The following is a 13,137-nucleotide window of genomic DNA, read 5'->3' on the forward strand; positions in this document are numbered from 1 at the left end:
CACTGATGCGACAAAACAGGGACAACAAGTCAGCGGCCAAGCCATAGCTCCGGATTCAGTTTCTCCTTCTCCTTCCTCAACTGGAAATGCAGGACGGTACGTCCGTTATCCGCATTGTCTGAGAAAATCTGTCCGATGGTTTGGCGTGTGGTCACCGTGTCTCCTGTCTTCACAGAAGCGGAAGAGAGATTGCAATAGACGGAGATGTAGTTCCCGTGGCGGATAAGTACATTGAAGAGACCGTTCAACTGGAAGACAGCCGCTACCTTTCCGTTGAAAATGGCCCGTGCCTGCGCACCGGGCTTGCCCTGAATGTCGATGCCTTTATTGTCCAGCTTCACATTGCGGAGTCCCTCTACGGAGTATTGACCGTAACGGCTCGTGATGATATATGGTCCGGTGACAGGCATGGGCAACTTGCCCCGGTTGTTGACAAAACTGCCGGAAAGCTCACGGTCTTCCTTGTTCATGGTATATGTTTCGAGGGGCGCGGCCTTCTTCGCACCATTCCCTGAGGATGTAGTGGCTTTGGCTCCCTGTCCGGAAACTTTCTTAGCCGCAGCTGCTTCCTTGCGCGCCTCTTCGGCGGCACGCTTGCGGGCTTTCTCTATCTCTTCGGCTACCAGGCGGTCGATGCGTGCATTCAGCTGGGCAGCTTCCTTACGCTTCTTGTTCAGTTCGTTCTGCAGGCCGCGCTGTTTCTTCTGCAGGTTGGCAACCAGTGTCTTCTTCTCTTTCTCCTGAGCCTCCAACTTCTCCTTCTCCCGCTCGCGCTCTTTCAGCAGATCGGCTTTGGCACGCTTCACACCCTGAAGTTCCTCTTTCTTCCGGTTTACCTGTTCCTGCTTCTTCAAAATCTCCTCACCCTGAAGGCGCTGGTAATCGGCATACTCGCGCACATAACGCAGGCGGCGGTAGGTCTGTGAGAAGGTCTTGGCAGAAAGGATGAACAGGAGCTTGTTCTGGGCGGATCGGTTCTTATAGAGATATTGTACGGAAGCCTCATACTTCTTCTTCTTATCTTTCAGGTCGCTCTGCAGACGCACCAACTGCCGTTCCAATTTGGATAGTTCGCGGTCGATGGTCTCCATGTCGTTATTGATGGCAAGTATATAGCGTTTCCGCTCTTCAATCTGACCAGTGAGAGCAGCAAGCCCGTTCAACTGGCTGCCGACATCCTTCTTTGTTGTCTTCAAAAGCATTTCCGATTCGGCAATCTGCTTTTGCAATGCGCCCCGTTTGTTCTCCAACTCCTTAATCATCTTGTTGGACTGGGCACAAAGCGGCAGAAGCAACCAGAAACAACCGATAAAGATACAAAGAAAGTGTCTCATAGCTTCATCAACATTTCTAACAGTTCAGTCCATTCCACTTTCACGTAACGAGAAGAGAGTTGGGGCGGTTTCAACGTTATCTCCTTATCGGAGAAGTCCGACAGCACGATTTTTCCTTTCTCCAGCGAAGGTATACCCAGATCTTTCCCGGTCAGGTAGTTCTTTGCTCCGGGCCTGGAGGCGTCAAAAAGCATCTTCTCCAAATGGGCGAAGTCGGCCTTCTTGGGCAGAATGCCTTTCAGCTCTTTGCGTGACGCCTGCACATAACGCTTCCCCATACGGTCCACCAGCAATATGTCATCGGGAGTGATCTCTAAACGTGCCACCTCGCTACGAAGAATCGGCATAAGGAAAGAGAACTGTACCCGCTCGGCACTGATGAGCTTCATCGTGCCGTTCACCGTGATGCTTCCTCCTTTATTAGGAACGGTCAGCTGTACCTTGGAAGATAAATAACGCGGTTCTCCCCACGATGATACCGCCTTCCGGGGAGTCTTACATCCGGAGAGACCTATCAGCAGGCTCAAAAGAAGCAAAAGAGACAGGACATGCCCCGTTGCCTTGTATTTGCCGTATAATGCTTTCATTCTGGTATATATTTCTTTTTCTCAATCTTCTTCTTCAGGGTATTGGACTGATTGTCCATCTCCAGTGCCTGCTTCCAGTACTTCAAGGCTCCCTCCACGTCACCGGTCATGTAGTAGATATCGCCACAGTGCTCCACGATGGTACTGCTTTCGGCACCGTTGTTCTTCATTGCGTCGTCTATATAGAGACGTGCTTCGGCATAATTGCCTTTCTCGAACAGTATCCAGGCATACGTATCCAGATAAGTGGAATTCTTCGGCTCCGCCTTCACTGTCTTATAGCTCATCTCCTCCGCTTTGTCCAGGTCGCGACGTTCCAAAGAAAGGTAGTAGGCATAGTTGTTCAGCGCTCCTATATTGGCTGCATTGTAGACCAGTGCGGAGTCGTATGCGGCGTATGCCTCGGCATTCATCTTCTTTGTGTGATAGATGTCGCCCATGATGGAATAGAAGTCCGAAACCATCTCTTTCTTACTGGCATCCGTGACGTTCTTCAAAGCTTCTTTGCAGACGGCGAGAGCATCATCGGAACGCTCCGCCTGATTGTAGCCGATGGCGAGATAGAAGTAGAACTCAAGCATTTCGGGATTAGCCTCGACACCTGCCTCACACAAACGGATGACCTCCTGATAATCTTCTTTGCTGACAGCCTCGCCAAGCAACATCATGCGGGCAGCCGTATGGGTGGGGTCAATGTTCAGTATCTGCTTCAATACCGGCAACGTTTCCTTGTTCATCTGTTTGGAAAGCAGGTATTGCACGTAGAGCATGGACATCTGCGCATCGTCCTGGTCCTGCTTCAGAATACGGTCGAACAGGGAAATCACGCGCGTACTGTCCCTGCCTGCCCTCTCGTTCTCGACAACAAACTGCCGCATTACGTTCAACTTGGTATCCGAAGGTACCTTCTTGTTCAGCAGAAGCGTGTCGAGTTGCTGCCTATAAAGCTCCTTCTGCCCGGTCTGGTCGTAGTAGGAGGCAAGCGAATACATGGCAAGCGCATTGTCCGGCTCGGCGGAAAGTACTTTCCGGTAGAGGTTATACGCCTCTTCCTTCTTACCGTTCTGCATATAGACATCGCCCAACACCACCTGATAGCGCATGTCCAGCGGATATTCCTCCACCAGACTCTCTATTTCGTGGAAAGCACTCCGGTTATCCTTCATCTGCAGATAGATGCGGAACTTCTCCATACTGAGTTGTTCGTTCTTCCCGGTCTTCTCTTCCAAGCGGTTAAGGGTGGTGATCACTTTCTGGTAGTCTTCTTGGTCGTTGTAGATATCCAGCAAACTGTACAGCGGATCCAACTTACCGGAGAAGCGCACAGACATACCTTCCAGCAGGTCGACCGCTTTCTGCGTCTCGTTCTGTTGCTGGTAGAGGCTTGCCAACCCCTGACTGTACCAATAATTGTCCGGCTCATTCTTCACAGCTTTCTCCAATGCCGCCAATCCCTGAGGCACCTGCTTGAGAAACAGATAATACTGCGAGATTTCATACAGAGCAGACGAGGCATCCGGATTGATGTTCAAGCAGTGCTTCAGCATGTCGAAAGCCGCCCCATACTCCTTTTGTGTCTTCAAGCGGGAAGCTTCCAGAAAGAAATAGTCGTATTTACGCTGTTCTTCAGGCGTAAGCACAACCTGCGACCCGGAAACCGTTCGCAACTTCTTTCCTCCCCGGCGGGAGGTGCCGCACGACATCAGCACCACGCACAATAGGATAAACGGTAATATCTTACATTTCATTGTCATTCCGAATTAATCTTAACTTTTACCCGTATGGCCGAAACCGCCGGCACCACGCACCGTTTCATCCAGTACCTCCACTTCCTGCCATACGACTTGCTCATGACGGGCTATCACCATCTGGGCGATACGCTCCCCATCTTCTATCACAAATACCTCCGATGAAAGGTTCACCAGAATAACGCAAATTTCACCCCGGTAGTCGGCATCAATGGTTCCCGGAGAGTTCAATACCGTGATTCCCTTCTTGAGAGCCAGCCCACTACGCGGGCGGACTTGTGCCTCGAAGCCGGGAGGCAGGGCGATATATAATCCGGTAGGCACCATGCAGCGCTGCATCGGAGCTAAGGAGATAGGTTCTGAAAGATTGGCACGGAGATCCATTCCCGCTGATTGTTCGGTGGCGTAAGCCGGAAGCGGGTGTTTCGATTTATTAATGATTTGTACGTTCATGACACAATGATGAATGATAAATTGGGGCGAAAATACAGATTTTAAAGCAAAATAGTGATACATTTGCAGTTAAATAATAACAAAGGGCGGATGCCACCACATCCGCTTCTTACCATATTGTAAATTGCAACTCAAAATCTGTAGTTATCACCATGAACTGGAATACCCTCATATCTGCCAAGCGTTTCGGACTGGAAGAGTTTCATCAGGAACGTCACGAGAACCGCTCTGAATTTCAACGCGACTATGACCGACTTGTTTTCTCGGCACCTTTCCGCCGCCTGCAGAACAAGACACAAGTATTTCCCCTGCCGGGCAGCATCTTCGTGCACAATAGGTTGACACACAGTCTGGAGGTCTCTTGCGTAGGACGCTCGTTAGGGAACGACGTAGCCAAGGCACTTCTTTCGCGACATCCCGAACTGCAACAAACCTCCTATTTGTCCGAAATAGGTTCCATCGTATCTGCCGCCTGTCTGGCGCATGACTTGGGTAATCCTCCTTTCGGACACTCCGGCGAACGCGCCATATCCACCTTCTTCTCTGAAGGGAAGGGAATGTGGCTGAAAGAAGAGCTGTCTGCCGCCCAATGGGAAGACCTGACGCACTTTGAAGGAAACGCAAACGCTTTCCGCCTGCTGACCCACCAATTTGTGGGAAGGCGCAAAGGGGGCTTTGTGCTGACTTACTCCACGCTTGCCAGCATCGTGAAATATCCCTTTTCATCGAGCCTGGCAGGCAAGAAGTCGAAGTTCGGCTTCTTCACGACCGAAGAAGAGAGTTTCCGCCGCATTGCCGAAGAGTTGGGCATGAAACAGCTTAATGAGAGTCCATTGAAGTACGCCCGACACCCGCTTGTCTACCTGGTAGAGGCAGCGGACGACATCTGTTATCAGATGATGGATATCGAAGACGCCCATAAACTGAAGATACTGACCACCCGCGAAACGCAAGAGTTACTTCTGTCCTATTTTCCGGAAGAGCGCAAGGCACACATGCTCAAGACACTGGGTTTCGTAAGCGACATCAATGAACAAATTGCCTACTTACGCTCCTGCGTCATCGGCCTGCTCATCAACGAATGCGCGCAAACGTTTCTGGAGAATGAAGAGAAGATACTGGAAGGAGAGTTTGAAGGCAGCCTCATCAAGCACATCTCCGAACTACCGGCAAAGACTTATAAGCATTGCGAGGCACTCTCGATGGAGAAGATCTACCGTTCGCGGGATGTATTGGACATTGAGCTTGCCGGTTTCCGTATCATCAGTACCCTGCTCGACCTGATGATCGATGCCGTACGTTCGCCGGAAAAGGCTTACTCGCAGTTGCTCATCAACCGTGTTTCGGAGCAATACAACATAAAAGCGCCTGCACTCTACGAAAGAATACAGGCGGTATTGGATTACATATCCGGCATGACGGATGTCTTTGCACTCGATCTATACAGAAAGATCAACGGGAACAGTCTCCCTGCGGTGTGAGCATGTTCCCTGCCCACGCCTCTTTCATTTACAAGAGTTAGAGAAGAAGACTTTATTCACCCCGGAGGTAAATTTGCATGCCTCCGGTTCATTTTCGATGAACGACTGAATGTGCCGTATGCGTTTCTCTGCCAAGATTTCGTCTACGGCAATCAAGATACCTGTTTCCTCTACATCGCCGAAACCATAGTTGATGGCAGTGCCGAACATACGCATCGTGGGGCTTAAACTCATATAGGCGTTCACCAAGGGAGGAATGTTATACCCCAACTTACGTATCTCACTGTTCAATATCTTATAATCTTCTTTGAACGTATCCTTACAGAAGAGAGTTGCCAAATCCTCTTCATTAGCTTCCATTTCCAGCGGTTTCATCGGAGTAATCAAAGATTCCTTATCGGCAAAATGCTTCTTCAAGAAATAAAGAATCATGTCGCGCCCCTGACGGTGATAACTGGGGTACATGGTCACCTTGCCAAAGAAATACTTCACATTGGGCATCACTACCGTCAGCGCTCCCAAACCATCCCAAAGATTGTCTAAAGCAAACAACCCTTTGCTTCCGGCACGGGTGGACTGATACTCGACAGTCACAAACGAACGTCCCAATTCTATAGTAGTAGGAAGATATTCCTTTAGAAACTTCTCGGAGAAGTTGAACATGTGTGCCGTAGCCAATATGGGCGAACCATTTTCATCGAACCGTACATCCGTTCCCAGAATATAGCGATAACCTCCCAAGATCTCTTCTGCCTCCGGATTCCAGACAATCAGCTGTTTATAAGGGTTCTCCATGATATCATATTCATCGATATCCAACGATTTTCCCGTTCCGCCGCCTGCTGCCCGGAAAGCGATCTCACGCAAACGTCCGATTTCCTTCATCGTGTTCGGAGAGTCCTGAGACGTAACGATATATATCTGGTTATGGCTTTTGTTCGTCATGCGCAGACGTTTCTCCTCGGTGAGTTCTGCTTTTAACAATTCCTTACTTATAGGTTCAATAATCTCTTCCATACAATTCTGTTAGTTGTTCATCGTCAATCGGTAAACGCCGACCAATAATTCTTATATTTACGATTTCTGGTTTTCAATCCCCAATTTGTACACAATGTCTTTCACATATTCCGCCCACTCGACAGGAGTCTTCGATTTATCGAAAGTCTGCCAAGGTATGGGCTTTCCGATGGTGACGGTAAAGGTCTTATGCCGATTCTTCAGCATTTCATCGGCGAGGTAAAGCATTGCAATGTTAAATTTGATACCCAAGAATTTACAGATGTTCGCCAAATTATAAAAAAAGTCGGAATTACGTCCCTCGAAATGGACGGGTACCACATCTCTCTGAAACTGTACACTCTTTACAATGAAAGTCTTCTTCCAGTCCAGATCGCGTATTACTCCGTTCCGGCGCCGGGAACACAATCCGGCAGGAAACATGATCAGCTGGTTGTCCGACAAGAAACCGGCTTCCACCATCTTCGGAAAATCTTTTGCTTGCTTGCCCGTCTTATTAATAGGTATGCAAAGTGGTGCCAACCCGTGCAGGTTCATCAGCAGGTCGTTGACCATGTATTTCACCTTGCCATCATAAAAAGAGCCCAGCACGTAACCCAGTGCCACACCGTCCTGTCCCCCCAACGGATGGTTGGAGACAAAAGTATATAATCCTTCTTTCGGCAGGTTCTCTTCTCCCTTGACCACAATCTTGGCATCAAGAAACTCCAGACAGGCTTTCAAGAAGTCCACCCCCTCCTTATCCCTCGATTCGCGCAAGAACACGTTCAGTTCTTCCTGATGAACGATTCTTTTCAGATAAGAGACAACGAATTTTGGGATATACTTATAGTACTTCGGAGCCTTTTCGCGAAGCACTTTATCAATATCAATCAGAAACAAAGAGTCGTCAGTCATTCTTTTTAAGATGAAATGATTGTGCAAATTTAGCTCATCTTTTTAATTATACGCAATAAAACAGGGGAAAACTACACCTGAAAACAAACAAAAGGCGCCTAAAAACTACTAATTGATAGTTTTCGCCCTAAAGATTGCCAGAAATACGTCTGCCGGAGTGAGCTAACTTCCGTAAAATTGCAGTGTCAAAATTAAAACGAATCTATAACCATTATTTAAAAAGAACGATATGAACAGTATTACATTTCAAAAGGATTTGCTCGGAGTACAAAACGACCTGTTACGCTTTGCCTATAAATTAACCTCCGACCGTGAAGAAGCCAACGACCTGTTGCAAGAAACTTCATTAAAGGCATTAGACAATGAAGACAAGTACACGCCCGACACTAATTTCAAGGGCTGGATGTACACCATTATGCGCAATATATTCATCAATAACTACCGAAAAGTGGTACGCGACCAGACTTTCGTAGACCAGACCGATAACCTCTATCACCTGAATCTCCCGCAAGACTCTGGTTTCGAGAGCACTGAAAGCGCTTACGACCTGAAAGAGATGCACCGCGTAGTAAACGCACTGCCCCGCGAATATAAGATTCCATTTTCAATGCACGTTTCCGGTTTCAAGTACCGCGAGATTGCGGAGAAGCTCGGTTTACCGTTAGGAACAGTCAAAAGCCGCATCTTCTTCACACGCCAGAAACTGCAGCAAGAACTGAAAGATTTCAGATAACCTAATCCTTAACTATCGAACGTTCTGAAGAACCTATTCCTTAACCATACATATATAAACGTTCTCCTGATTGAATTTCTCAAATAGCCACTAACTAAGAGGGGGCGGAAAACTTGAAAAAGTCTTCCGCCCCTCTCTTTTAGGGACAAGCAGCCCGCCGGACAAGCACCCGAAAACTATCAAAACACCACCTGAAAGCTATCAATACTACACCTGAAAGTTATCAACTATCATCCAGAACAAATTAATAATCAAACAATTACAACACAGCACTCAGATAAAAATAAGAGCATGCACAATCAGGGGATAAATATCATCCATTCCGGATATAACAATCGGTAGAATAAGAATGAATTTTGCCTCGTGAGACGAATAAAATCATCCCATGAGACGATTTTTTTCAGCCCACGGAACGATTTTTTTCGGCTCATGAGACAAATTTATTCAGCTCATGAGACAAATTTAGCCGTTTTGCAAGATAAACATCACCACTTTCACGCGCTTTTATCCGGACATCCTACCTGCCATATTCATCTGCACGGCAAACAGAAAGAAGGCTATGCCTGGAATCTCGTTCTATAGATGCAGATTTTAATAGCGTACATTTTAATCCCCTATGTTTTATCTTTCAGCTCTTTCTGATTTTAGCAAACAGCTAAAACGGAGAAGCCACAAAGAAGAAGGCAAAGAAGCAGTTATTCCCCACCCAGAGAGCGTTCCAACACCCTATTCATTATCAATGGAATAAGCTATAAACAGGTTGTTGAAAACTTCTCTGAAAGTTTTTAGTTAAAACATGTGGGGGATTGTGGGGAAATGTGTACTTTTACCGTCGCTTATTATAATAAGGTAACAATGATACGTTTTTTGGGCAACATAGAAGCAAAAACCGACGCTAAGGGACGCGTATTTATCCCCGCCGGATTCCGGAAGCAGCTGCAATCTGCCTCCGAAGAGAGGCTTGTGCTGCGCAAAGACGTATTCCAGGATTGCCTCATACTCTATCCGGAAAGTGTCTGGTTCAAGACCCAAAACCAGTTGCGGAAACGCCTGAACAAGTGGAACGCCCGACACCAACAAATCTTCCGGCAGTTTGTGAGCGATGCAGAAATTGTGGTTCCTGACGGGAACGGACGTATCCTGCTGCCCAAGCGTTATCTGCAAATGGCAGGCATACAGAATGACGTACGCTTCATCGGTATGGATAACACCATCGAAATCTGGGCCAAAGAGAAAGCCGAACAACCGTTTATGAAACCTGAAGAATTCGGCGAGGCACTGCAAGACATCCTGGGCGATGAAGATTATTGGGAAGACGAAGAGGAGTAAAAGGAGTGAAGAACAAACAGTTGATTGAAAATCGGATGGAAAAAGAAGAATTGATATACCACGTACCAGTACTACTGATGCCGAGCGTGGACGGAATGGATATCCGCCCGGACGGGACGTATGTAGACGTTACCTTTGGTGGTGGAGGACACTCGCGCGAAATACTGTCGCGGCTGGGAGACGGCGGACGATTGCTGGGATTCGACCAGGACGAAGATGCAGAACAGAATATCGTGAACGATCCGCATTTCATCTTCGTACGGAGCAATTTCCGGTATCTGCACAATTTCCTGCGTTATCATGGGATTGAAGAGGTAGATGCCATACTCGCCGACCTGGGTGTATCTTCGCACCACTTCGACGACTGTGAACGGGGATTTTCATTCCGTTTTGACGGTGCACTGGACATGCGCATGAACAAACGGGCGGGATATACTGCGGCTGACATCATCAACAACTATGACGAAGAACGGCTGGCTGACATCTTCTATCTGTATGGAGAACTGAAAAACAGCCGTAAACTGGCATCCGCACTCGTGAAAGCACGGGGTAAACAGAAGATTACGACCATTGCAGAGTTCTTGGAGGTTGTGAAACCCTTCTTCGGCCGCGAACGGGAGAAAAAAGAGCTTGCCAAAGTCTTTCAAGCATTGCGCATCGAAGTCAACCAGGAGATGGAAGCACTAAAAGAGATGTTATATGCCGCAACCGAAGCTTTGAAACCGGGTGGGCGACTGGTGATAATCACCTACCACTCACTGGAAGACCGGATGGTGAAGAATATGATGAAGACCGGAAACGTGGAAGGCAAGATGGAGAAAGACTTCTTCGGAAACGTGCAGTCTCCCTTCCGGTTGGTGAACAACAAGGTGATCGTGCCAGATGAAGCTGAAATAGAACGCAACCCAAGGTCGAGAAGTGCCAAACTGAGGATAGCGGAGAAGAAGTGACGACAATGTTTAGAGTTGAAACGATTAGTGACGAAAGAAATGGAAGAAAAACAAGGATACGAAAATACAGAGCAGACAGAAAAGGCGAAGAAGACAAAAGGGCATACTTCGCTGAAGAATATCATCGGAGGCGATATTCTCGCCACGGACTTTTTCCGCCGTCAGACCAAAATGCTGGTGTTGATCGTGGTGCTGGTACTGTTCTATATACACAACCGTTATGCCTGCCAGCAACAGATGATAGAGATAGACAAACTGAAAAAAGAACTCATAGACATTAAATACGATGCCCTCACCCGCAGTTCGGAGCTGATGGAACGGAGTCGGCAATCGCGTATCGAAGAGTACATCGCAACCAAAGAGAGCGATTTGCAAACTTCAACCAATCCACCGTATTTAATCAGATAAGGCAAGGTAAGAAAAAGGTTTAGTCAACCCCAATAAAAGAATGGCAGTAAACAGGAAAAATATCATGATCCGCTATTTCTTCGTAGTCCTCATCATGGGACTGCTCGGGATAGCTATTATCATAAAAGCCGCAATCATCATGTTTGCCGAAAGGAAATACTGGCATGATGTGGCGGACCGTTTCGTCAAGGAGAATGTGACCGTCAAACCCAACCGCGGGAATATCCTTTCCGCCGACGGCAAGCTGATGGCAAGCTCCCTGCCCGAATACCGCATATACATGGACTTCAAGGCAGGAGGATACACCAAAGATACCATGTTAGTGAACCATCTGAACGAGATTTGCGAAGGGTTGCACAAAATATTCCCCGACAAAAGCGTCGCCGAATTTAAAGCACACCTTCAGAAAGGACGCAAAAAGGGCAGCCGAAACTACCTGATTTATCCGAAACGAATCTCATATATTCAATATAAGGAAGCAAAACGGTTACCCGTATTCAACCTGAACAAGTACAGAGGGGGATTCCACGAACAGACGTACAACCAGCGCAAAAAGCCTTTCGGCTCACTCGCTGCCCGTACGCTGGGCGACCTTTATGCCGACACCGCACAGGGGGCAAAGAATGGTATCGAACTCTCGTTCGACACCTTGCTGAAAGGACGTAACGGCATCACCCATCGGCAGAAAGTGAGAAACAAATACCTGAACATCACGGATATTGCTCCCGTGGATGGCTGCGACATCATAACCACTCTCGATGTAGGCATGCAAGACATCTGCGAAAAAGCGTTGGTAGACAAGCTGAAAGAGATCAATGCCAACGTAGGTGTCGCCGTACTGATGGAAGTGGAGACCGGTGAAATCAAAGCGATAGTCAACATGACAAAAGCTGGAGACGGAAGATACTACGAGATGCGCAACAACGCTATCAGCGACATGATGGAACCAGGCTCTACTTTCAAGACCGCCTCCATCATGGTGGCATTGGAGGATGGGAAAATCACTCCGGATACGGAAGTGGATACAGGCAACGGCATCATGAACATGTACGGAAGCCAAATGAGGGATCACAACTGGCACCGAGGAGGATATGGAAAAATCGACGTTACACGCATACTGGAAGTATCCTCCAACATAGGCGTCTCCTACCTCATCGACAAATACTACAAGGACAATCCGCAAAAGTATGTAGATGGGTTGAAGCGTATGGGCATCGACCAAACTCTTCAACTCCAGATTTCCGGAGAAGGGAAACCGAATATCAAAGGACCCAAAGAGAAGTATTTTGCCAAAACCACTCTGCCTTGGATGAGTATCGGGTATGAGACACAGATTCCGCCTCTCAATATCCTAACCTTCTATAATGCTATTGCCAACAATGGCGTTATGGTTCGCCCTAAATTCGTGAAAGCGGCAGTGAAGGATGGCGAAGTGGTGGAAGAATACCCCACTGAGGTGATAAATTCGAAGATATGCTCCGACCACACCCTGGCGCAGATACGCGAAATTCTGGAGAAAGTCGTTTCACAGGGACTGGCAAAGCCGGCAGGAAGCAAGCAGTTTGCCGTGGCAGGCAAGACCGGCACGGCACAGATTTCTCAGGGTACAGGCGGATATAAAAGCGGACAGGTCAACTATCTGGTTAGCTTCTGTGGTTATTTCCCGGCAGATGCCCCGAAGTACAGCTGTATCGTTTCCATCCAAAAGCCGGGTCTTCCCGCTTCGGGAGGTCAGATGGCAGGTAGCGTATTCGGAAAAATTGCCGAAAGAGTGTATGCAAAAAATCTGCGGTTCGACATCCGGAGCGCCATAGATAGCACTACGAATGTCATTCCTGTCGTAAAAGCCGGAGAGATGAACGAAGCTTTACAGGTTTTGCACAGCCTGGACGTCCCCGTACAGAAACACTTCTCTTCGCACAAAGGAGAGAAAACGTGGGGACATACTCAGGCTTCGCCCAACTCTGTCATACTGCAGAGCAAGGAAGAAAACAACCCGAATGTCGTTCCCAGTGTCATCGGAATGGGAGCGAAAGATGCAGTCTTCTTACTGGAAAGTAGAGGGCTGAAAGTGAGACTAAACGGAGTAGGAAAAGTGAAACAGCAGTCAATACCGATCGGCAATCGTGTGGTAAAAGGGCAAACAGTGTTCCTTACCCTTCGCTGACAGAGGATAAGCAGTTGGTTTTAGAAAAAGAGC

General features: G+C 47.8%; 12 protein-coding genes. 6 read left to right on the forward strand and 6 right to left on the reverse strand.

Annotated features, from left to right (window positions below; translation table 11 throughout):
• Positions 1 to 29 precede the first annotated feature (29 nt).
• Genes QZ323_RS01065 through dut form a run of 4 tightly spaced genes read right to left on the reverse strand, consistent with a single transcriptional unit; the run spans position 30 to position 4,122 of the window.
• Positions 30 to 1,334 (reverse strand): peptidoglycan DD-metalloendopeptidase family protein, encoded by a 1,305-nt coding sequence (locus QZ323_RS01065; protein ID WP_294632085.1) that lies wholly within the window; start codon positions 1,332 to 1,334, stop codon positions 30 to 32.
• Entirely contained in the window at positions 1,331 to 1,921 is a 591-nt protein-coding gene (locus tag QZ323_RS01070; RefSeq protein WP_294632086.1) for a DUF4292 domain-containing protein, read from the reverse strand. The genes QZ323_RS01065 and QZ323_RS01070 overlap by 4 nt, the downstream gene beginning before the upstream one ends.
• Positions 1,918 to 3,669 carry a tetratricopeptide repeat protein gene (locus QZ323_RS01075; protein ID WP_294632191.1) on the reverse strand — a complete coding sequence of 584 codons (1,752 nt, stop codon included), beginning with the start codon at positions 3,667 to 3,669 and terminating at the stop codon, positions 1,918 to 1,920. The genes QZ323_RS01070 and QZ323_RS01075 overlap by 4 nt, the downstream gene beginning before the upstream one ends.
• An 18-nt stretch (positions 3,670 to 3,687) precedes the next feature.
• Positions 3,688 to 4,122 (reverse strand): dUTP diphosphatase, encoded by a 435-nt coding sequence (gene dut, locus QZ323_RS01080; RefSeq protein ID WP_294632088.1) that lies wholly within the window; start codon positions 4,120 to 4,122, stop codon positions 3,688 to 3,690.
• A 152-nt stretch (positions 4,123 to 4,274) separates the two neighbouring features.
• Here dut and QZ323_RS01085 point away from each other — a divergent pair, with 152 nt between their 5' ends.
• Positions 4,275 to 5,603, forward strand: a complete 1,329-nt coding sequence (locus QZ323_RS01085; RefSeq protein WP_294632090.1) for a deoxyguanosinetriphosphate triphosphohydrolase — start codon at positions 4,275 to 4,277, stop codon at positions 5,601 to 5,603.
• 24 nt (positions 5,604 to 5,627) lie between these two features.
• Here QZ323_RS01085 and QZ323_RS01090 read toward each other — a convergent pair whose 3' ends face one another.
• A complete protein-coding gene (locus QZ323_RS01090) occupies positions 5,628 to 6,620 on the reverse strand; it encodes a GNAT family N-acetyltransferase (RefSeq protein WP_294632091.1) in 993 nt (330 codons plus the stop codon).
• A 57-nt stretch (positions 6,621 to 6,677) separates the two neighbouring features.
• On the reverse strand, positions 6,678 to 7,517 hold the full coding sequence (locus tag QZ323_RS01095) for a 1-acyl-sn-glycerol-3-phosphate acyltransferase (RefSeq protein ID WP_294632092.1): 840 nt from the start codon (positions 7,515 to 7,517) through the stop codon (positions 6,678 to 6,680).
• 229 nt (positions 7,518 to 7,746) lie between these two features.
• Here QZ323_RS01095 and QZ323_RS01100 point away from each other — a divergent pair, with 229 nt between their 5' ends.
• From QZ323_RS01100 to QZ323_RS01120, 5 genes are all read left to right on the forward strand, one after another.
• Positions 7,747 to 8,250, forward strand: coding sequence for an RNA polymerase sigma factor (locus QZ323_RS01100; protein WP_294632094.1), 504 nt, complete (start codon positions 7,747 to 7,749; stop codon positions 8,248 to 8,250).
• 855 nt (positions 8,251 to 9,105) lie between these two features.
• Positions 9,106 to 9,579, forward strand: a complete 474-nt coding sequence (gene mraZ, locus QZ323_RS01105) for a division/cell wall cluster transcriptional repressor MraZ (protein ID WP_294632095.1) — start codon at positions 9,106 to 9,108, stop codon at positions 9,577 to 9,579.
• A 35-nt stretch (positions 9,580 to 9,614) separates the two neighbouring features.
• Entirely contained in the window at positions 9,615 to 10,529 is a 915-nt protein-coding gene (gene rsmH / locus QZ323_RS01110) for a 16S rRNA (cytosine(1402)-N(4))-methyltransferase RsmH (RefSeq protein WP_294632096.1), read from the forward strand.
• Between the two features lie 39 nt (positions 10,530 to 10,568).
• Positions 10,569 to 10,937 (forward strand): FtsL-like putative cell division protein, encoded by a 369-nt coding sequence (locus tag QZ323_RS01115; protein ID WP_294632098.1) that lies wholly within the window; start codon positions 10,569 to 10,571, stop codon positions 10,935 to 10,937.
• A gap of 40 nt (positions 10,938 to 10,977) precedes the next feature.
• A complete protein-coding gene (locus QZ323_RS01120) occupies positions 10,978 to 13,104 on the forward strand; it encodes a penicillin-binding protein (RefSeq protein ID WP_294632100.1) in 2,127 nt (708 codons plus the stop codon).
• Positions 13,105 to 13,137 lie beyond the last annotated feature (33 nt).

Source organism: uncultured Bacteroides sp. (genome assembly GCF_910585845.1).
GTDB lineage: Bacteria > Bacteroidota > Bacteroidia > Bacteroidales > Bacteroidaceae > Bacteroides.

Excerpts from the sequence above, each read along its gene's own strand:
- QZ323_RS01065 (WP_294632085.1), bottom strand. The coding sequence starts at position 1,334 with ATGAGACACTTTCTTTGTATCTTTATCGGTTGTTTCTGGTTGCTTCTG.
- dut (WP_294632088.1), bottom strand. The coding sequence starts at position 4,122 with ATGAACGTACAAATCATTAATAAATCGAAACACCCGCTTCCGGCTTAC.
- QZ323_RS01070 (WP_294632086.1), bottom strand. The coding sequence starts at position 1,921 with ATGAAAGCATTATACGGCAAATACAAGGCAACGGGGCATGTCCTGTCT.
- mraZ (WP_294632095.1), top strand. The coding sequence starts at position 9,106 with ATGATACGTTTTTTGGGCAACATAGAAGCAAAAACCGACGCTAAGGGA.
- QZ323_RS01075 (WP_294632191.1), bottom strand. The coding sequence starts at position 3,669 with ATGAAATGTAAGATATTACCGTTTATCCTATTGTGCGTGGTGCTGATG.
- QZ323_RS01095 (WP_294632092.1), bottom strand. The coding sequence starts at position 7,517 with ATGACTGACGACTCTTTGTTTCTGATTGATATTGATAAAGTGCTTCGC.
- QZ323_RS01120 (WP_294632100.1), top strand. The coding sequence starts at position 10,978 with ATGGCAGTAAACAGGAAAAATATCATGATCCGCTATTTCTTCGTAGTC.
- QZ323_RS01100 (WP_294632094.1), top strand. The coding sequence starts at position 7,747 with ATGAACAGTATTACATTTCAAAAGGATTTGCTCGGAGTACAAAACGAC.
- rsmH (WP_294632096.1), top strand. The coding sequence starts at position 9,615 with ATGGAAAAAGAAGAATTGATATACCACGTACCAGTACTACTGATGCCG.
- QZ323_RS01115 (WP_294632098.1), top strand. The coding sequence starts at position 10,569 with ATGGAAGAAAAACAAGGATACGAAAATACAGAGCAGACAGAAAAGGCG.
- QZ323_RS01085 (WP_294632090.1), top strand. The coding sequence starts at position 4,275 with ATGAACTGGAATACCCTCATATCTGCCAAGCGTTTCGGACTGGAAGAG.
- QZ323_RS01090 (WP_294632091.1), bottom strand. The coding sequence starts at position 6,620 with ATGGAAGAGATTATTGAACCTATAAGTAAGGAATTGTTAAAAGCAGAA.